The organism is Novosphingobium sp. BF6 (assembly GCF_058273105.1).
The window spans coordinates 833466-853360 of record NZ_CM177776.1 but is presented as its reverse complement, the minus strand read 5'-3'; the positions used below and the strand labels follow the sequence as shown (position 1 = coordinate 853360).

Here is a 19895-nt window from a genome sequence, read left to right as displayed (position 1 = left end):
CATGCCCTGCTCACGTCGTGCGCTGCTGCGCGCCGGTCTCCTTGGCGGTGCCGCGCTCTCCCTTCCCGCCCGCGTGCTTGCCGCCCCTGCTGCCGCGGCCCATGCCGAACTGCATTGGCTCGACGGCACCGCGCCCGACTGGGACGCCGGCCAGACGTTCGGCCTGCCCTGGCCGCGCGGCACCCTGCGCCATGCCGACCGCCTCGCCGCCGCGACCGATGGCGGCGCCGTCCTGCCGGTGCAGAGCTGGCCGCTGGCCTACTGGCCCGATGGTTCGATCAAGTGGAGCGGCCATACCCTCCCCGCCGGACGCCATGCGCCGGGACACGTCAGGATCGCCGCAGGGCGCGGCGCCAGCCCGGCCGAAAGGATCTCGGTCGAAGAGCGGGCCGATGCCGTGCTCGTCACCGTCGGCCCGACGCGCTGGCGCATACCGCGCTCCGGCAGCGCTGCGATCGCCTCCGCCGAGCGCGACGGCCGCGTGCTGCTGCGCGATGTCGCGCTGGTCGCGCGTGCGCAGGATGCGGCTTCGGGCGAGGAGGCCGATACCCTCTCGCAGCACCACTTCACCAGCCGCATCGACAAAGTGACCGTCGAACAGACCGGTCCGGTCCGTGCCGTGCTGAAAATCGACGGCGTTCATTCCGGAGGAGCGCGTGCATGGCTGCCCTTCAGCCTGCGGCTCTATTTCACCAGCGGCAGCGACGCGGTGCGGATCGTCCACAGCGTGATCTGGGACGGCGATGCCGAGCACGATTTCCTCTCGGGCCTTGGTGTCACCGCGCAAGTACCGATGCGCGGGGCCTTGCATGACCGCCATGTCCGCCTCGCCACCGGAGACGGCCTCTTCGCCGAAGCCGTACGCCCGCTGACCGGCCTGCGCCGCGATCCCGGCGAAGCCTTCCGGCAGGCGCAGATCGACGGCCGCGCCGTGCCCGATCTGGCGACCCTGCCCGAAAAGTTCGCGCCGCTGCTGGACAGCATTCCCGCCTGGGGCGACTTCCGGCTGTTCCAGGGTTCGTCCGAGGGCTTCGTGCTGACCAAACGCACCCGCAAGGGCCGCGCGCCGATCCAGTCGCTCGAAGGCCACCGGGCACGGGGTCTCGCCTATGTCGGCTCGCCGCAAGGCGGCGCAGCAATCGGCATGGCGGACTTCTGGAAGCGCCATCCGGTCCAGCTCGACATTGCCGGAGCCTCCGGCGACGAGGCCCGGCTCACCGCCTGGCTCTGGGCGCCCGACGCCCCGGCGATGGACATGCGCTCCTACCGCGACGTTCTGGGCATGACCGACTACCCCGCGCAGAACCGGGGTCTCGACGTGACTTACGAGGACTACGAACCGGGCTGGGATTCCGCCAAGGGCATCGCGCGGACCAACGAACTCTGGCTCTGGGCACTGCCCGCGACGCCCGATGCCGCGACGCTGGAAAGCTACGCCACCCATGTCGCCCGCCCGCCGCGTCTTCAGGCCGCACCCTCGCATATCCGCGCCGCCGGGGTGTTCGGGGACTGGGCGCTGCCCGCCGCCACCGGCCCGGCGGCACAGGCGGTAGAGCGCCAAAACGACCTGCTGCTCGGCCATTATCAGGGCGAGATCGAACGGCGGCACTGGTACGGTTTCTGGAACCACGGCGATGTCATGCACACTTACGATGCCGACCGGCACCAGTGGCGCTACGACATCGGCGGTTATGCCTGGGACAACAGCGAACTCTCGACCGACCTCTGGCTCTGGTACAGCTACTTGCGCACCGGCCGCGCCGACCTGTTCCGCATGGCCGAGGCGATGACGCGCCATACCGGCGAGGTGGACGTCTATCATGCCGGGCCATGGGCCGGGCTCGGCACCCGCCACGGCGTCCAGCACTGGAGCGACAGCTCGAAGCAGCCGCGCGTCTCCAACGCCGCCTATCGCCGCATCTACTACTACCTCACCGGCGACGAGCGCGTGGGCGACCTGATGCGTGCCCTGATCCACTCCGATCGCGCGCTCCAGAAAGTCGATATCGGCCGCAAAGTGGCGGACCGTGCCCCGGAATCGCTGCCGCCCGGAGGCATCGCGGCGGTGACCAAACCCGACGGCCTCCCCGAAGGTGTAATCCAGCTACAGTTCGGCACCAGTTGGGGCAGCCTCGTCGCCGCCTGGTTCACCGAGTGGGAACGCACCGGCGAGCGCCACTGGCGCGACCGCATCATCGCGGGCATGGACAGCATCGCCGCCTTGCCCCGCCAGTGGTGGGCAGGCGGTGCCAATTTCGATCTAACCACAGGCTGCTTCGTTTCGGGCGGCGACCAGATCAGCGTCAGCCACCTCAATGCGGTGTTCGGGATCGTCGAGATCATGGCCGAAGTCCTGCCGCTGGTCGATGCGCCCCGCTACCGCGCCGCCTGGATCGACTACTGCGCCTGGTACAACGCCCCCGCCGCCGACTGGCAGCGCCGCTTCGGCGAACGCCCGCGCGGACATAACCTGCGGCAGGCCCATTCCCGCCTGACCGCCTATGCCGCCCGCGCCCTCGGTGATCGCGCACTGGCGCGGCGGGCCTGGGAGGAATTCCACGGCGGCGAACTCGCCTCGAATCTGGCGGAGACGACCGCCTCCGACGGGACCGTGGAAGTTCCCGGCCTCTCTACCAACAGCGCCGCGCAATGGGACCTGGCCGCGATCCAGAACCTCGCACTGATACCTGTCGATTTACAGACCTGAGCAAACGTCGAACCGCCTTCCGCTCGCGGCGAATTGGCGGATTTGCGCGGTTTCCGAGCATTGGTCAGGACCGAAACGACGCCATTGTGTCTATAAATACACAGTGGCGCGCCTTCGTCGGCGCCATCCGGTCTCCCGACAAATGGAATGAACATGCTCGATTTTCTCAATAACTGGCGGCTTCCAAAGAAGTTGTTTGCGGCCTTCGGCCTGCTGATCGCCCTGCTGAGCGTGGTGGGTATCAACGGCCTCGTCTCGACCCGCACGATGAACTCGATCGCTCGCAGCCATGTCGATCATGGCCTTGCCAGCATGTCGGCGCTCGCGGACGTCATCAGCAATGCCCAGGCCCTGCGATCGCTGGTCTATGCCAACTACATCGCGAAGAACGAGACCGAAAGCCTCGAGCTCAAGAAGCGTTACGCCACGGCCAAGGCGGATCTGGGCAAGGCCGTCGGGGAATACGACGTAGTGGCCGATGCCAGCCTCGCGGGCGACCTCGCGCAGTTGAAAAGCGGCATCGATACGCTCAATTCCGTAAACGACCGGACCCTGGAAATGCGCGCCTCGGGTGATCTCGACGGCGCTCTGGCGCTGATGAACGCCGATGGCCGCAGCGCATCGCGCAATGTCACGACCCGTACCGACCAGCTCATCGACAAAGTCCGCGCGCTTTCGACACAGCGGGCCGAAGACGGCGAAGCAACCGCGACCCTGGCTACCTGGCTTTCAGCGGGTCTGGCCGTGCTCGGCATTGCCGGTATCCTGCTGATCTGGCGCGTGCTCAACCGCACTGTCGCCGCACCTATGAGCCGCATCACGCAAGTCACGACGACGCTGGCCGAAGGCGGCAAGGTCGACGTGCCGTTCCGCGAGCGCGGTGACGAAATCGGCGAGATCGCCCAGGCCGTCGAGCAGTTCCGCGTCGCCGCCGCCGCCCGCGCCGAGATCGATGCCCGCCATGCGCGTGAACAGGAAGTCGTCACCGCGACCCTGCGCACCAGCCTGCAGGCGATCAGCGAGGGCGACCTCACCCAGAACATCACCGCCGAGTTCCCGCCTGCCTACGGCGAACTCAAGAGCAACTTCAACATGGCGGTCGGCGCCCTGCGCGACCTGATCGGTGCGGTCGCCGAAAGCGCCGTCGCCATCCGCACCGGCTCCAGCGAGATCGCCCAGGCCTCGGAAGACCTCGCCCGCCGTACCGAAAGCAATGCCGCCAGCCTCGAGGAGACTTCGGCCGCGATCACCCAGATGGACGAACGCCTGCGCGTCACCGCCGCCGCCGCCGGTCGCACCGTGCAGCGCGCCGACGGCGCGATGACCGTGGTCGGTTCGGGCCGCGAGATCGCCGACGAGGCGGTCCAGGCCATGGGCCGCGTCTCCGAGAGCGCCAAGGGCATCGACTCGGTGATCGAAGGCCTCGACAAGATCGCCTTCCAGACCCGCGTCCTTGCGATGAACGCCGCCGTCGAGGCGGGCCGGGCCGGCGATGCCGGTCGCGGTTTCGCGGTCGTCGCCGATCTCGTCTCGGCGCTGGCCATGCGCTCCGAGGAAGAGGCCAAGCGCGCCCGCGAACAGCTCACCGCCACCCAGACCGACATCGGTACGGCAGTGGAAGCCGTGCAGCGCGTCGACGGCGCCTTGCAGAACATCTCGGGCGACGTGACCGAAGTGCACACGCTGCTCCGCGATATCGCGGGCGACAACCAGGCCCAGTCCTCGACGATCACCGAGATCAGCGCGACGATCGGCACGATGGATCAGGCGACCCAGCAGAATGCCGCGATGGTCGAGGAAACCTCGGCCGCCGCACGCAACCTCAACAGCGAAGTGACCGCCCTGTCGGACCGCGCGGCCATGTTCCGCACCGGCAACGAAGGCCTGCGCGGTTCGATCTCGCGTCCCGCCCCGCGTCCTGTCCCGGTTTCGGTCCCCGCTGCCGCCTCGTTCGCCTCGGCGGAACCGGCCCCGGTCCGCAAGCCGATGAAGGCACTCACCACCGCCGACGACTGGATGGACTTCTAAGTCCTTCCGCCAAGGCCAGACGGAAAAGCCGCCCTGCCCCGGGCGGCTTTTTCTTTGTCCGCCAACCTTCGCTTTCGCCGCCGTCAGATTTTCTATCGCCATTTCGGGCCGGCTTGCTTGACTGGTCCGACCTCTTCTCAAATAATCAGGCTACGCGGCTTTTGATCGGGATGCAGCTTGCTCCGCGTTACCAACGGCTAAAGCGCGCGACGCTCAGGCGACAACGCCAAGCTTCGTGATCCCTCATCAAAGAGGTGAAAACGATGCCGATCCCCACTGGCGATCTTGACGACACCGCTCTTGAAGAAGTGGTACCGGCTGCTGCCGCGACCGACGATTTCTGGAACGTCGAAGGCATAGTCCACGAACTGTCGGAAATCCGGCGCGGCTGGCGCACGGCCAACATGCAACATGCCGAGTACGGCGTGGAGGGCTTCCCCTCGCGCGTGCGGCTGGCGAAAGTGGCCGAGGAACTCTGCGGCGCGCTGTTTCCGCTGAGGCTCGGCCCGGACTTCGTGCGGGTGCACAATGAGGAGACGTTCGTCACCCAGTCCCTGCAGATCGCGCTCAGCCGCCTTCAGGCGCAAGTACGGCTGGAACTCTACTACGGCGCGGGCGGACAGAGCGATGCGGCGGAGCAGCGGGCGAACGCCATCGTGCTGGAATTCTCCCGCGGCCTGCCCGCGATCCGGCGCCTGCTGGACCTCGACATCGAAGCCGCCTTCCGGGGCGATCCGGCAGCACGCAGCCTCGACGAAGTTCTGATCTGCTATCCCGGACTACTGGCGATCATCCACCACCGGCTCGCCCATGCCCTGCACGGACTGGGCGCGCCGCTGGTCGCGCGCATCCTCTCGGAAATCGCCCATGGCAGCACCGGGATCGACATCCATCCCGCGGCCAGAATCGGGCGCGGCTTCTTCATCGACCACGGCACCGGCGTCGTGGTGGGCGAAACCGCGATCGTGGGGGACAACGTGCGTTTCTATCAGGGGGTAACGCTGGGCGCGAAGGACTTCACCACGGAAAGTTCCGGCGCGCTCATCCGGGCGCAACCGCGCCACCCCATCGTCGAGGACGACGTGGTGATCTACGCCGCCGCGACGATCCTCGGGCGGGTCACGATCGGGAAGGGTTCGGAGATCGGCGGCAATGTCTGGCTGACCCACAGCGTGCCGCCCCATAGCCGGGTCTCGCAGGCGCGCCCGGTCGTCACCAACAGCCAGACGGGGAACGCGGTTCCGCCGCCGGGGCCGCTCAACTGAATTGCAAGGATCGCGGCATGGCTGGTGCCGCGATCCTTGCAAAGGACTCACCTCAGAACAGCGCGAGAATGCCGCGCGAGGGGTCGACGAGGCCTTCCCAGATCATCTTTCCGGCCACGTAGAGGATGACCATCAGGCCGACATAGGCGATCCAGCGATAGCGCTCGATCACGCGGGCCAGCACGTTCGCGGCAAGGCCCATCAGCGCGACCGACAGGATCAGGCCGATGGCAAGGATACCGGGATGGTCGCGCGCGGCACCGGCCACGGCCAGCACGTTGTCGAGACTCATGCTGACGTCGGCCACGGCCACCGCCCAGGCGGCGGCGGCGAACGAGCGCGGCGCGGCCTTGGCGACGGGGTCATCCTCGCCGCCGACATCCTCGCGCAGTTCGCGCCACATCTTCCATGCCACCCAGACCAGCAACAATCCGCCCGCGAAGACGAGGCCGACAAGCTGCATCAACTGGGTCACGACGAGTGCGAAGGCGATGCGCAGGACCAGCGCGGCCAGCACGCCGATCAGGATTACCTTGCGCCGCATCGCGGCGGGAAGCCCGGCGGCCAGCGCGCCGACGACGATGGCATTGTCGGCCGCCAGCATCACGTCGATCAGCACGACCTGTCCGAAGGCGGCGAGCGCGGCGGGCGAGCCGAGGTTGGAGAAATCGGCAACGATGTGCTGCCACAGTTCGGTCATGCGGAAAGGTTCCTGTTGGTCCAGGCGCCGCTAGCGGTCGCCACGAGAAAGTCGGGATAGCTCCAGCCGATAGCGGCTGCAGCGAGGGTGGAAAGGCTGTCTTGGTCCTCGCGGCCCGGTCGGCCGGAGCCGGTGAGATTGGGCTTCGCATTGACGTCGAAGAGGAAATAGGTGCCCTCGGCATCGGCGCGGCAGTCGATCCGCATCGGCGAGCGGATTTCGAGGTGCGCAGCGGCGTGCTCGCAGGCTGCGGTGACTGCGACGATGGCCGGATCGGCGCATTCTTCCCGCGTCATCGCGGTGCTGTTGCGGCTGACCGGAACGTCGCCGTTATAGGGTGCGACGTCATCGGCCTGATCGAAGCGACGCACAGGCGGCAGCGCGAAAGGTGCAGTCGCACCCTCCCGGCAAGCGGCGGGCATGACGGTCACGGTGATCTCCTGTCCCGGCAGGAACTGCTCCAGCATGATCGCCGCGCCGAAGCGACGGCTCTCGACCAGATCGCGGACTTGCGCGGCAAGTTGCTCTTCGCTCCGGGCCACACCGACGCCCTGACTGCCGCGCCCGCGCAAGGGCTTCACCACCAGCGAGGCAGTCCGCGAATGGCGCGAGTTGCGCGTCCAGATCGCCGTCGCCGTCGATCAGCCACGAACGTGCGACCGGCAGGCCTACCGCCAGCAGGCGCGCGTTGGTGGCGGCCTTGTCGTCAATCGCCTGCATCGCCTGCGGGTCGGGGCCGACGATCCAGACCTTGCGGCTGGCCGCTTCGATAGGGTGACCTGCGAAGACCACGGTATTGGCCCAGAGCAAGGTCGCGCCTGCATCCAGCGCGGCGGCGATGCCTTCCTCGGTGTCGGGCCAGACCCAGTCGAAGACGCGCGTCGGATCGGGATCGGCCACCGGCGTCGCCAGAGTGCAGCCCGCCGCCAGCAGGGCCACGCCGATATCGGCGCCGCTGTCCGAATAGCCGCCGGGCTTGGCCTCCTTGCGGGCGCCGTCGATCACCGGCGGTTCGAGCGCCTGATAGAGCATGGCGATGGTCTGTTCACGGGGATCAGGCGCGGTCATTGGTGGCTCCCATGATGCGGAAGGACAGCGGCGCGCCGACGATGACCAGCATCACCCGCACGAGGTGGTGGACGATCACGAAGCCCGCCTCCAGCGAGAGGCTCAGCGCGACCATGCTCATTTCCGCCACCCCGCCGGGCGAATAGGCCAGCGCGACGAGCGCCGGGTTGAGCCCCGTAGCCCAACCGATCGCAAAGGCCCAGACGAAGGTTACGAGCAGCAGGATCGCCGTAGATCCCGCCGCCAGCAGCAGCGTGCGGGCGAGGGTCCTGAGGTCGAGGCCGACGAAGCGGCAGCCGATGGTGGCGCCGAGGCCGACTTGCGCGGCGGCGATGGCCCAGGCGGGGATGTGGAAGTCGGAAAGGCCGGTCAGATGGACCAGCGCGCTGACGAAGAGCGGCCCCATCAGGTGCCAGGCCGGCAGGCGCAAGGCCCGGCCGAGCAGGCTGCCGACGATCACGCAGCCGAGGCCCCAGAGCAGCAGCGGCCAGCCGGTGGCTTCGGTCAATAAGGGCGCGGCGAGCGGCGGCGCGTGGACGTCCGCCTCGAAGGCGCGGATCAGGAACGGCAGGATGAAGACGACGAGGAAGATGCGCGCGCCGTGGATCAGGCCGACCATACGCTCGTCGGCCCCGCGCTCGGAGCCCATCAGCACCATCTCGGCAATGCCGCCGGGCATGCCTGCGAAGTACGCGGTCGGCGGGTCGAAGCGGGCGACGCGGCGGAAGTAGATCACGCAGAGAAACGCCGCGCTGGCGAGAAACAACGGCAGGAGTGCGATCGGTACGATCCACTCCGCCGCCTGTTTCATGAGGCCGGGATGGAAGGCGCTGCCGAGCACGACGCCGATCACCGCCGACATCGGGCGGCGCGTGGCGGAAGAGGCGGCGATGGGTAGACCGGCGATGCTCCCCGCGGCGCAGGCGGTCATCGCGCCGAGCACCCAGGGCAGCGGCGCACCGATCGACCAGAACGCAGCGCCCCCTGCCGCGCCCAGCGCAAGCGCGGCAAGGAAGCGCAGGATCATGCGGGTATCAGCCAAGGCTCGTAGTTCCCCGTCACCCCACGAACGGGAAGGCCAGCACCAGCATCCCCACGACCGTCATCACGAGGCAGCACAGCGCCGCCGGGACCAGCGTAAAGCGCTGGTGGTCGGCAAGGTCCACGCCCGCAAGGCTCACCAGCAGGTAGGTCGAGGGCACCAGCGGGCTGAGAAGGTGGACCGGCTGGCCCATCAGCGAGGCGCGGGCGATGGCCATCGGCTCGACGCCGTAATGCGCGCCCGCCTCGGCGAGGATCGGCAGCATCCCGAAGTAGAAGGCGTCGTTGGAGATGAAGAACGTCCCCGGCAGGCTGATCAGCGCGGTGATCGGCGCCATGTAGGGACCGAGGAACGGCGGGATGAAGTTCACGACCTCGCGGCTCATCGCCTCGACCATACCGGTGCCCGAAAGGATGCCGGTGAAGATACCCGCCGCGAAGATCAGCGAGACCACCGCCAGAACGTTGCCCGCGTGGGCGGCGATGCGCTCCTTCTGCTCCTTCACATGCGGATAGTTGGCGATCATCGAGATGGCGAAAGCCAGCATCATCAGGATCGGCAGCGGCAGCACGCCCCAGACCAGCAGCACCAGCAGCGCCACGACGAGCGCGGCGTTGAACCAGATCATCTTCGGACGACGCGCCTCGGGCCACTGCGAGACGGCGAAGTCGGCCAGTTCCTTCGGCGTCGCGGCTTCGACGCGGCCGATGCGGCGGCGTTCCTTGCGTCCGAAGTGGACCGCCAGCAGCACCAGGAAGGCGAGACCGGCGACCATGCCCGGAATCAGCGGCACGAACAGCGTCGAGGGATCGAGCTTCAGCGCACTGGCGGCGCGCGCGGTCGGCCCGCCCCAGGGGGTGAGGTTCATCACCCCGCTCGTCACCATCAGCAGGCAGACGAGGTAGAGCCGGTTCATGTCGTAGCGCTTGTAGAGCGGCAGCATGGCGGCCATCGTGATGATGTAGGTGGTCGAACCGTCGCCATCGAGGCTGACGAGCGCGCAGAGCACCACCGAGCCGATCAGGATCAGCATCGGATCGCCGTGGACCAGCCGGATCAGGCGCCCCACCAGCGGATCGAACAGCCCGGTGTCGGTCATGGTGCTGAAGAACAGGATCGCGAAGAGCAGCATGACGCCGGTGGGCGCCAGCTTGGTCAGGCCCTCGATCATCATGTCGCCCAGCCCGGCATGGAAACCGGCGAGCAAGGCGAACAGCGTGGGCACGACGACCAGCGCGACCAGCGGCGTCATACGCTTGGTCATGATGAGCGTCATGAAAGTGGCCACCATCAGGAAGCCGATAAGGGCGAGACTCATGATTGTCCCCGAATGTCTGTCATGGATGGATGGGACGGATCAAAACGTGACGCCGACGCGGGCGGTCAAAGTCTGTCCATCGTCTTTCCCGGTGTAGGCACCGGCGGTATTCTGCGTGTTCCAGTGGATCGCGTTGACCTGGAAGCGGGTGAAGCTGTTAAGATACCAGTTCACGCCCACGGTCGCCGCCCAGCCCTGTGCGGGCGTGACGATGTCGTCGAACTCGAGGTTCTCGTAGCGGGCCGTCAGCTCGATCGCGCCGGGGCCGCCTTCGAACACCGGGCGCAGCACCTTGGGCTGGCCGAAGCTGCCGAGGCGCGGGTTGTAGGGAGGCAGGTCCCCGGTCAGGAACCAGCCGCCCGAGACGCTCCAGGCGCGGGTGACGAAATCGGGGCGGCCGTTGTCGAGCCGCGCGTGGCGCTCGCCCGCCTCGCCCATGATCCAGAGCGGGCCGGAATAGCCGCCCAGTTCCACGCCGTAGCCGGTGGTGCCGGTGCCGCCGGTCAGCGTGCCGGTCGAAAGCCGCAAGCCGCCGTTGAAACGGCCGCCGATCACGGTGTTGCGGGTGAGCGTGTTCTTGCCGGGGTGGAGCATCTCATCGAAGCCCCACACGCCGAGGTGCAGCACCTGACGGTCGGACTTCACCGGGTTCCAGTGCGCGCGGGCGAGCACGGTGCGGTTGTCGGACGTGCTCTGGTCGCCGTCGATGCGGTCGCCGGTGACGGTCAGCGAGGCGTGGCCGGTCTTCCAGAACAGGCGCGGCATGATGCCGAGGCCGTAGAAGGCGCGCTGCGGGATGATCGCGGTGGCGACCACCGAACGCTCGGTGAACGGCGTCGAATCCGAGCCGGTCGAGCCTTCGAAGCTGCGGTCGTTGAACAAGTGACCGACCCGCACGTCGTAGTCCATGCCCGGCGCGATGCGGTTGCGCCAGCCCATGAAGGCCGTGACGACATCGACCTCGTTTTCCGAGAAGTCGGTCTCGAACTGATAGAAGAAGTGCGTGCCGACGGTGCCTTCGAGGCCCATGCGCAGCGCGCGCATGCCGGTGGTCGTCAGGTTGCGACCGCTGTATTTCGAACCCATGCTCGTGCTGACATCGGTGATGATGCGCCCGCGCGGCTTGAAGCTGAACATGCCATCGGCGGAGTGGAACACCGGCAGGCCCGCGCCCCATTCGGTGCTCACGCCCGAGGCCGAGACGGCAGCGGCGCGCACGCGCTCGATATCACGTTCGGCGGGGCCGGGAGGAAGGAGCTGCGGTGCATAAGGCTGCGTCACCACCACTTGCGGCGCGGCTTCGGGGGCAGTTGCCTGAGGGGCCGCCTGCTGCGGAGCCGCAGCCATCACGGGCGCAGATTGCCCCGCTTCCAGCTTCTCCACCCGCTGGCGCAGCGAGGCAATCTCGGCAGCCTGCGCGCGCACGAGTTCGGCGAGGTCTTCCTTGCTCGGTTCCTGGGCGAGCGCCGGAGTCGCCGCGATCAGGGCGACGAGCGCAGTGCCCGATGCAAACATCTTCATGGAGTCTTGTGTCCGGAGGCGAGGACCGCGTTCCAGTCGCGCAGGAAGCGCGCACGGGTCAGGCGATCGAGATTGACGAGAAGCTGCGGACCGACGCGCACGGGGCGGGCCTGACCGGCAGGAAGGCGATGGGAAGCGGGCACGTCGGTGCGCACCGGCCAGAGGCTGTGGCGGGCGAGCTGGGCCTGCCCGGCGCGGGAAAGCAGGAAATCGAGGAACAGCCGCGCGGCGGCCGGATGGCGCGCCTCGCGCGAGATGAAGGCGATGCGCGAAGTGACGATGGTATAGTCGCGCGGGAAGACGACGCCGATGCTCGGATCGCGCCGCGCCCGTTCGAGCGCGTAGGAGCCGATCACGTTGTAGGCCATCGCCAGCTTGCCCGAGGCGACGCCCTGAAGCATCTCCTCGGTATGGGTCATGAGCACCGGCCGCGTCGCTGCCATCGCCTCTACAAGGCTGCGGGTATCGCGGGTGATCTGGAAATCCTGCGAGAGATAGAGATAGCCGACATTGGAGCGCGCCGGATCGAAGGTCGCGACTTTGCCCATGAAGGCGGCGCGGCGATGGCGCAGCAATTGCTCCAGCTGCTGGTGGCTCTGCGGCACTTGCGCCGCCGGAACCAGCTTCCTGTTGTAGGCGATCCCGATCGGCTCGGCGGTGACGCCGAAGCCCATGTTCTTCCACACCGCCGTTGCCGGCAGCGCGGGCTTTTCGGGGCTGGCATATTGCTGCGCATAGCCGTCGTTGATGAGCTTGACCTGCTGGTCCATCGCCGAGGACCAGACGATGTCCGCCGAGTACGTCTTCGAGCGGACTTCCTGCGTGTAGCGGCGGTAGAGTTCGGCCGAGCCGAGATCGGCATAGAGCACCTGGATGCCGGGATAGAGCCGCCGGAAAGCCGAGACCACCGGCACCATCTCCGCCTTGTCGGCATTGGCGTAGATGCGCACGGTGCCCTCGGCGCGGGCATCGGCGATGAGGCTGTCGTAGGAACGCGGGTAGCCCGCCGGGCGCTGGACCTGCCGGTCGTTACGGCGCTGAGCTTCGGCAGGCGCGGTCATCGCGGGAAACGCGACTGTCGCTGCCAGTGCCAGAACCGTGATGAAGCTGCGCATTCCCGTATCCTCTCGCTTTCCGCATCTGATGTCGGATAAGCTGCTGGGCATGGTCTACGATCCGAAGCTGTCATCCACCTTTCACGAAAAAGTGTCCTCATGCGCATCCTGATCGTCGAGGATGACGCGCCCCTCGCGCGCGGGGTAATTTCTCTGCTGCGCGCGGCGGGCCATGCGATCGACCATGTCGCCAGCGGCGAGGACGCGCTTTCGGTGGCGGCGACGGAGCCTTACTCGCTGGTGATTCTCGATGTCGGCCTGCCCGATATAGACGGATTCGAAGTGCTCGCCCGGCTGCGCGCTCGCGGCGATCAGGTGCAGGTGCTGATGCTCACCGCCCGCGACGGTCTCGACGACCGTGTGCGCGGGCTGGACCTCGGCGCCGACGATTACTTGCGCAAACCCTTCGACGTCGAGGAACTGGAAGCCCGCGTCCGCGCGCTCGGGCGGCGACGGGGCGGCGATGCGGCGCCGGAAATGCGGATCGGGGCGATGACCATCAACCGCTCCACCGGCCGCGTCGAAGTGGGCGAGCGCGTGATCGAACTGCGCCGCCGCGAATGGGCGGTGCTGGAAGCGCTGGCCGCGCGCGCCGGGCAGATCGTCTCGCGCGAGACCTTGCAGGCCGAAGTCTTCGGCTTCGACGATCCGGTCGGTTCCAACGCGCTGGAGGTCAACGTCACCCGCCTGCGCAGCAAGCTGGCGCCGGACGGCCCGGCGATCCGCACCGTGCGCGGGGTCGGCTACATGCTCGACCGTTCGTGACGGCGACGGAAGTCACCCAGAAACGGGCGCTGTCGCTGCGCCGCCGGCTCGGCATCGCGATGCTGGGACCGCTGGTGATCGCGGCGCTGGCGCTGGGCGTGATCGGCTGGGCGCTGATCTCCGATGTCGTGCGACGCACCAACGATCGCGTGCTGGGCGGCGCGCTGGGCGCCATTGCCGAAACCGTGCAGGTGGAGCGCGGCGAAGTCACGCTCGACCTGCCGCCCGCCGCGTTCGGGATGCTGGAGAATTCCGAGCGCGACAATGTCTACTACCGCATCGCCGTGGGCCGCGAACTGCTGACCGGCTATGCCGACCTGCCCGCGCCCGATGTGCCAAGCCTTTCCGCCGAAGAGCCGCGCTTTCGCTATGCCGATTATCGCGGCCAGCGCATCCGCATCGGCGAAGTGCGCCGCGACCTGCCCCGCGTCTCCGCCCCGGTGGTGGTGCAGGTGGCCGAGACGCTCGACAACCGCAACGCCCTGCGCCAGCGGCTGATGACGGCGCTGCTGCTGGGCGAAGTGGTGCTGGTCGGTTTCGCGCTCGCGCTGATCCGCCCGGCGCTGGGTTGGAGCCTGCGCCCGCTCGCCGAACTGCGCGCCGCCATCGAGGCGCGCGACACCCGCGCCGCACCGGACCTGTCGCCGCTGCGCACCGGCCCCCTGCCTGCCGAACTGCAACCGCTGTCGCGCTCGTTCGACCGCCTGCTGGCCCGGCTCGACGATGCCACCAGCGCCATGCGCCGCTTCACCGCCGATGCCTCGCACCAGATGCGCACCCCGCTCTCGGTGCTGAAAGTGCAGGTTGCGCTGGCCCGGCGCGGCTCCGACGAGGCGCTTCAGGAGATCGACGAGGCCACCGACCGCCTCGAACGCCTGCTCACCCAGCTCCTCGCGCTAGCCCGCGCCGACGAGGCGGGCACGCTGCCGCCGCTGGAGCAGGTCGATCTGGTGGAAGTGAGTCGCCGGGCGATCTCCCGCCGCATCCGCCAGGCGATCGAGGCCGATGTCGAACTCCTGCTCGACAGCGAGGAAAATGACGAGTTCCCGGTACTGGGCCATCGCTCGCTGATCTACGAGATGCTCTCCAACCTCGTCGACAATGCGATCCGCTACAACCGCCCCGGCGGCAAGGTCACGGTCGCCCTGCGCAAGAATGCGGCGGGCACGCAGTTGATCGTCAGCGACGACGGCCCCGGCATTCCCGCCGGACAACGCGCGCAGGCCATGGCCCGCTTCGCCCGCCTTCAGGGCGAGAACGGCCCACCGGGAAGCGGCCTCGGCCTCGCGATCGTGCAGTCCTCGGCCGAGCGACTGGGAGCGGGTCTGGTGCTGGAGGACGCCGGGCCGGGCCTGCGGGTGATCGTCACCTTCGGCCAGGGCGGTTGACAGCCCTCCCTTCACCGCCTAGCCGGGAGCCCATGACAAGCATGCTCGCCCTTGCAGGAAGCTATTACTACCGCTGATCGGCGGTGGACCTCTTGTCGTTCTCAACCGCTGCGTGATCAGCGGTTGACCTCTTCCCAGCAAGACCATGGTTACGGCAGCCCTTATCGAAGGCTCCTACTCGTGGATTTCCCGGAACGTCGTCAGTCGCAGCAAGCCCCCTCGCTGGGCATCATCGGATTCGGTGCTTTCGGGCAGCTGACCGCGCGCTATCTGCGGCCTTGGTTCCGCATTCTTGCCGCCGATCCCAATATTGCCGCGTCGCCGGTGGAAGGCGCGGCGATGGCCGATCTCCGCGCGGTCTGCCGCTGCGATCTGGTGGTGATCGCGGTGCCGCTGACGGCGCTGGCGGAGGTCTGCCGCGAGATCGCGCCGCTGCTGCGGCCCGGCACGGTCGTCATGGACGTCTGCTCGACCAAGGTGCGGTCCGCCGAGATCCTACTGAGCGAACTGCCGCCCCATGTCGATCTCGTCGCGACTCATCCGATGTTCGGCCCGCAGAGCATCCGCGCGGGCACGAAAGGTCTCAAGATGGTGATTTGCCCGCTACGAGGCCGCTCGGCCGGGCGCATCGCCGCTTTCCTGCGCAAGCGCTTCGGCCTGTCGATCGTGCTGACTTCGCCCGAAGAGCACGACCGGGAAGCGGCCTTCACCCAGGGCCTTACCCACCTCATCGCCAAGGCCCTGCTACGTATGGACCCCTTGCCCGAGCGCGTGACCACGCGCAGCTTCGACCTGCTGCGGCAGGCGGTGGAAATGGTGCGCCACGATGCCCCCGGCGTCAGCCATGCGATCGAAAGCAATCCCTTTTCCGCAGAGGCCCGCAGCCTGTTCTTCGCGGAGATGGACGCCCTGCGCCTCAACCTGGAACCATCGCGCCCGACAGCCGTGCCCGCAGTTCCGCTTCAGTGAGGATCTCGATCCGCCCGCCCGCCCGGCGCAGGTCCTCGGCCTTGCGATACTGCGCCTCGGCCGTCACCCAGCGCCCGAGACTATGTCGCGCGCTGACGACCAACAGCGTCGTGGTGGTGCCGACGCCGGAGACGATGCGCGCCCCCTCGCCCGCCAGAAACTGCGCGAGAATGCCGTCGCGGGCCTCGCCGAGAATGGCCACGCGCTGCCCCCTGAGCGGCCCCTGCGCGGCGGCAGTGGGCACCTTGCGGGACTTGTCGGGCTTCGCCATCCAACCCGCGAGGTCGATCCCGGTCTCCCCGATGGCGCGCACGATCACCATGCCCGCCGCCCGCGCGTCGCTCAATGCATCGTGGTGCCGGTGCCGCAGGCCGAGGTGCCGCGACAGCACGTTGAGCCGGTGACTGGAAAGCTGCGGCCAAGCCCGCTTGGCGACGCGGACGCTGTCCAGCCAGGTCGTCTCGATCGGTGCGAGTTCCCCGATCCGGCAGGCCGCCGCCAGCGCGCCCTTGTCGAAGCCCGAATGCGCCACGGTGACGCGCCCGGTCAGATGCCCGGCAATCGCGCCGTGGATCTCGCCGAAGGTCGGCTTGCCCGCGACATGTTCGGGTGAGATGCCGTGGATACGGATGTTGAACGTGGAAAATTCGTCGCAGGGATCGACGAGCGTCTCATAGGCGAAGACTTCCCGCCCCTGCCGGAAACCGACGATGCCGATCTGGCAGATGCTGCTGACGCGCGCGCAGGCGGTCTCGACATCGACCACCACGAAGTCGGGTTCTTCGGAAGGGAATGCAGGGTCCAGCGCAGGAAGCGGATTCGAATCCGGGAGTTTCATGGCCGGCGATGTAGCAGGCACGGCCTGTCGCCGCGACCATCAACCGCAAGAACATTTGCAGAACATTTTGATTGCATCGACGTTCGCCTTCGGTCAGTCTGAGCGTTCAAAACGGACTCGAAAGAACAAGGTTTACGCGAATGCCCGCGCTCGAAGTGGCCGAAAAGCTGTCGATTCTGGCGGATGCCGCCAAGTACGATGCCTCGTGCTCCTCGTCCGGGGTAAAGAAACGCGATTCGAAAGACGGCAAGGGCATCGGCTCGACGCTCGGCGGCGGCGGCATTTGCCATGCCTATGCGCCGGACGGGCGCTGCATCAGCCTGCTCAAGGTCCTGCTGACCAACAGCTGCATCTTCGATTGCCACTACTGCATCAACCGCAAGTCCTCGAACGTGCGGCGCGCGCGCTTCACTGCGAAGGAAGTCGTGGACCTGACGCTCGATTTCTACCGCCGCAACTATATCGAAGGGCTGTTCCTCTCTTCCGGCATCATCCGCACGCCCGACTATACGATGGAGCAGATCGTCGAAGTGGCCCGCTCGCTGCGCGAAGATCACGATTTTCGCGGCTACATTCACCTGAAGACGATCCCGGATGCCGATCCGGTGCTGGTCGAAGCGGCGGGGCGCCATGCCGACCGCGTCTCGATCAATGTCGAGCTGCCGACCGTCAGCGGCCTCCAGCGGCTCGCACCCGAGAAGTCGCAGGCGCGGATCGAGGGCGCGATGGGCACGATGCGTGCCGCCATCGAGGACGGCGCCGATGCCCGCAAGCGCTTCCGCTCCGCCCCGGCTTTCGCGCCCGCAGGACAATCGACGCAGATGATCGTCGGCGCCGACGCCGCCACCGACCGCGATATCGTCTCGCGCGCGGCCACGCTTTACGACCGGTTCGATCTCAAGCGCGTCTATTATTCGGCCTTCAGCCCGATCCCCGATGCCAGCACCGTGCTGCCTTTGCGCCGCCCGCCGCTGATGCGCGAACACCGGCTTTACCAGTCCGATTGGCTCATGCGCTTCTACCACTTCTCGCCGCAGGAAGTGAGCGCCGCCGCCGATCCGGCCACCGGGATGCTCCCGCTCGACATCGACCCCAAGCTCGCCTGGGCGCTGCGGTTTCGCGACCGTTTCCCGGTCGACGTCAACCGTGCCCCGCGCGAGATGCTGCTGCGCATTCCCGGTCTCGGCATCAAGGCGGTGGACGCTATCGTCGTCGCCCGCCGCTGGCGCACGCTGCGGCTGGACGACGTGGCGCGCATGACCGTCTCGGTGAAGAAGCTGCGCCCCTTCATCGTCACCGCCGACTGGCGGCCGACCGCCCTGCTCGACCGCGCCGACTTGCGCCCGCTGCTGACGCCGCCCGCCCGCCAGTTGGAACTGTTCGCGGCCTGACGATGCGCGCGGTCCGCCTCGAAGCCGAGGACGATTTCGACGGCTGGCGCGCCGCCGCCCGCGCCCTCGCGGTCGAGGGCGTGGCACCGGAACAGGTGGTCTGGCAGGTCGGCGACCGCGCGACCGACCTGTTCGCCGATCCGGGCAGTAACCGGCCCCCGGCCCTGCCGACCACCACACCCTTGCGCGTGTCGAAGCCGTTCCTCGAACTCGCCCGCGATGCCGCGCTCCATAGCGAGCCGGAGCGTTTTTCGCTGCTCTACACACTGCTCCTGCGTCTGCTCGACCGTCCGCAGGCGCTGGAGGACCGTGCCGATCCGCTCATCCGCCGGATCGAAGGCCTCGCCCGCAACGTCCGGCGCGACAGTCACAAGATGCACGCCTTCGTCCGTTTCCGCGAACTTGCGGACGGGGACGGGGACGGTTCGCGCTTCGTCGCGTGGTTCGAGCCGGAGCATCACATCCTGCGCGCCAATGCCGGGTTCTTCGTCGATCGCTTCACCAATATGCGCTGGTCGATCCTGACCCCGCGGGGATCGCTGCACTGGGACGGCACGGTGCTGAACGAAGGCCCGCCCGCCACCCGCGCCGATGCCCCCGGCGACGATCCGGTCGAAAGCATCTGGAAGGCCTATTACAGCGCGATCTTCAATCCGGCACGGGTCATGCCCCGCGCCATGCTCAAGGAAATGCCGCGCAAATACTGGAAGAACATGCCGGAAACCGCGCTGGTCCCCCAACTTATCGCCGGAGCACGCAAGCGCGAACTCGGGATGATCGAGCAGGCCCGCAGCATGCCTGTTCGCGGAAGAGGCCCCGAATCCCTCGAACTGCTTGCCGAGGAAGCGGCAGGCTGCCGACGCTGCCCGCTGTGGCGACCCGCGACCCAGACCGTCTTCGGCGAAGGCCCCCACGATGCCGAGATCATGATCGTCGGCGAACAGCCCGGCGACCAGGAGGATTTGGCCGGAAGGCCTTTCGTCGGCCCCGCCGGTGCCCTGTTCGACCGCGCCATGGCGGAAGCCGGGATCGACCGCACGCGGACTTACGTGACCAATGCCGTCAAGCACTTCAAGTTCGAGCCGCAGGGCAAGCGCCGCCTCCACGCCCGCCCGAACGTCGGAGAGATCGAGGCCTGCCGCTGGTGGGTCGATCAGGAACGCGCCATCGTCCGGCCGCGCCTCGTCATCGCCATGGGCGCCACGGCAGCGCGCTCTCTGACCGGCCGTACCGTCGCCATCGGGCAGGAACGAGGGCGAGCCGTCCCCCTGCCCGATGGTACGCCATGCTGGGTGACGGTCCATCCCAGCTATCTGCTCCGCCTGCCGCCCGAAGCGGACACCGAGGCGGAGTTCGCCCGCTACGTCGCCGACCTTCGCGGCGCCGCAGCGAGTCTCTCGGCCATGGCGTCATGACTCGCCCTGCAATGCAGGATCGCCATCCACACGGCGTTTCGAAGCAACGATTTGACGCAAATCACTCCGAAACGGAGAGAATTGGGTTAGCCCTTATCCCGCAAGTGCGAAGGCCGGACACGGCGCGCACCTCTGGAGGAATGACATGAAGGTCTACACCCTGAGGTTCTTCGAGGACGAACACGGTCTCGCCAGGAGACTGGAATTCAAGGCGCCGGACATTGCCGGGGCCGTCGCCATCGCCCAGCGCGAAGCCGCCAAGCGCAGCGCCGAACTCTGGGAAGGCGCCCTCAAGCTTTGCACGATCGGCCGCTCTCGCCCCGAACTGGCGATCCTCGCGGTATCGTGAACGGCCCTGAACGGCA

Annotated in this window: 17 protein-coding genes; 10 read left to right on the top strand and 7 right to left on the bottom strand. The window is 67.7% G+C overall.

Annotated features, from left to right (window positions below):
* Position 1: 1 nt before the first annotated feature.
* The 3 genes from AC4D6D_RS19190 (at position 2) to epsC (ending at position 6000) form a co-directional block, all read left to right on the top strand.
* Complete coding sequence (locus AC4D6D_RS19190) at positions 2-2707, top strand: exo-rhamnogalacturonan lyase family protein (protein ID WP_491328621.1); 2706 nt, start codon at positions 2-4, stop codon at positions 2705-2707.
* A gap of 153 nt (positions 2708-2860) precedes the next feature.
* Positions 2861-4735, top strand: a complete 1875-nt coding sequence (locus AC4D6D_RS19185; RefSeq protein ID WP_491328620.1) for a methyl-accepting chemotaxis protein — start codon at positions 2861-2863, stop codon at positions 4733-4735.
* Positions 4736-4998: 263 nt separating this feature from the next.
* Positions 4999-6000 (top strand): serine O-acetyltransferase EpsC, encoded by a 1002-nt coding sequence (gene epsC, locus AC4D6D_RS19180; protein WP_491328619.1) that lies wholly within the window; start codon positions 4999-5001, stop codon positions 5998-6000.
* Positions 6001-6052: 52 nt separating this feature from the next.
* Here the strand turns inward: epsC and AC4D6D_RS19175 are convergent, their stop codons facing one another.
* Positions 6053-6700, bottom strand: coding sequence for a YjbE family putative metal transport protein (locus AC4D6D_RS19175; RefSeq protein WP_491328618.1), 648 nt, complete (start codon positions 6698-6700; stop codon positions 6053-6055).
* On the bottom strand, positions 6697-7242 hold the full coding sequence (locus AC4D6D_RS19170) for a D-alanine--D-alanine ligase family protein (protein WP_491328617.1): 546 nt from the start codon (positions 7240-7242) through the stop codon (positions 6697-6699). The genes AC4D6D_RS19175 and AC4D6D_RS19170 overlap by 4 nt, the downstream gene beginning before the upstream one ends.
* Before the next feature lie 70 nt (positions 7243-7312).
* On the opposite strand from AC4D6D_RS19170, the gene AC4D6D_RS19165 reads away from it, so the two are divergent.
* The gene (locus tag AC4D6D_RS19165; protein ID WP_491328616.1) at positions 7313-7783 is read left to right on the top strand and encodes a hypothetical protein; all 471 of its coding nucleotides are present in this window, start codon (positions 7313-7315) and stop codon (positions 7781-7783) included.
* On the opposite strand, the gene AC4D6D_RS19160 is transcribed toward AC4D6D_RS19165, so the two are convergent.
* From AC4D6D_RS19160 to AC4D6D_RS19145, 4 genes are read right to left on the bottom strand one after another with little or no spacing between them, the layout of a single operon-like run.
* Complete coding sequence (locus AC4D6D_RS19160; RefSeq protein ID WP_491328772.1) at positions 7755-8795, bottom strand: AbrB family transcriptional regulator; 1041 nt, start codon at positions 8793-8795, stop codon at positions 7755-7757. The genes AC4D6D_RS19165 and AC4D6D_RS19160 overlap by 29 nt on opposite strands.
* A 31-nt stretch (positions 8796-8826) precedes the next feature.
* Positions 8827-10128, bottom strand: coding sequence for a CitMHS family transporter (locus AC4D6D_RS19155; protein ID WP_491328615.1), 1302 nt, complete (start codon positions 10126-10128; stop codon positions 8827-8829).
* 39 nt (positions 10129-10167) lie between these two features.
* Positions 10168-11649 carry an OprO/OprP family phosphate-selective porin gene (locus tag AC4D6D_RS19150; protein ID WP_491328614.1) on the bottom strand — a complete coding sequence of 494 codons (1482 nt, stop codon included), beginning with the start codon at positions 11647-11649 and terminating at the stop codon, positions 10168-10170.
* Entirely contained in the window at positions 11646-12764 is a 1119-nt protein-coding gene (locus tag AC4D6D_RS19145) for an ABC transporter substrate-binding protein (protein WP_491328613.1), read from the bottom strand. The genes AC4D6D_RS19150 and AC4D6D_RS19145 overlap by 4 nt, the downstream gene beginning before the upstream one ends.
* Before the next feature lie 99 nt (positions 12765-12863).
* Here AC4D6D_RS19145 and AC4D6D_RS19140 point away from each other — a divergent pair, with 99 nt between their 5' ends.
* The 3 genes from AC4D6D_RS19140 to AC4D6D_RS19130 all read left to right on the top strand — a co-directional run bounded on the left by AC4D6D_RS19140 (position 12864) and on the right by AC4D6D_RS19130 (position 15886).
* Positions 12864-13529: a response regulator gene (locus AC4D6D_RS19140; RefSeq protein WP_491328612.1), complete on the top strand. Its 666-nt coding sequence runs from the start codon at positions 12864-12866 to the stop codon at positions 13527-13529.
* 59 nt (positions 13530-13588) lie between these two features.
* Entirely contained in the window at positions 13589-14917 is a 1329-nt protein-coding gene (locus AC4D6D_RS19135; protein ID WP_491328771.1) for a sensor histidine kinase, read from the top strand.
* 180 nt (positions 14918-15097) lie between these two features.
* Positions 15098-15886: a prephenate dehydrogenase/arogenate dehydrogenase family protein gene (locus tag AC4D6D_RS19130; RefSeq protein WP_491328611.1), complete on the top strand. Its 789-nt coding sequence runs from the start codon at positions 15098-15100 to the stop codon at positions 15884-15886.
* Here AC4D6D_RS19130 and AC4D6D_RS19125 read toward each other — a convergent pair.
* A complete protein-coding gene (locus tag AC4D6D_RS19125; RefSeq protein WP_491328610.1) occupies positions 15834-16724 on the bottom strand; it encodes an exonuclease domain-containing protein in 891 nt (296 codons plus the stop codon). The genes AC4D6D_RS19130 and AC4D6D_RS19125 overlap by 53 nt on opposite strands.
* Positions 16725-16864: 140 nt before the next feature.
* On the opposite strand from AC4D6D_RS19125, the gene AC4D6D_RS19120 reads away from it, so the two are divergent.
* The 3 genes from AC4D6D_RS19120 (at position 16865) to AC4D6D_RS19110 (ending at position 19879) form a co-directional block, all read left to right on the top strand.
* On the top strand, positions 16865-18115 hold the full coding sequence (locus AC4D6D_RS19120; RefSeq protein WP_491328609.1) for a putative DNA modification/repair radical SAM protein: 1251 nt from the start codon (positions 16865-16867) through the stop codon (positions 18113-18115).
* A 2-nt stretch (positions 18116-18117) separates the two neighbouring features.
* Positions 18118-19530: a UdgX family uracil-DNA binding protein gene (locus tag AC4D6D_RS19115; protein ID WP_491328608.1), complete on the top strand. Its 1413-nt coding sequence runs from the start codon at positions 18118-18120 to the stop codon at positions 19528-19530.
* A 145-nt stretch (positions 19531-19675) separates the two neighbouring features.
* Positions 19676-19879, top strand: a complete 204-nt coding sequence (locus tag AC4D6D_RS19110; protein ID WP_491328607.1) for a hypothetical protein — start codon at positions 19676-19678, stop codon at positions 19877-19879.
* Positions 19880-19895: the final 16 nt, after the last annotated feature.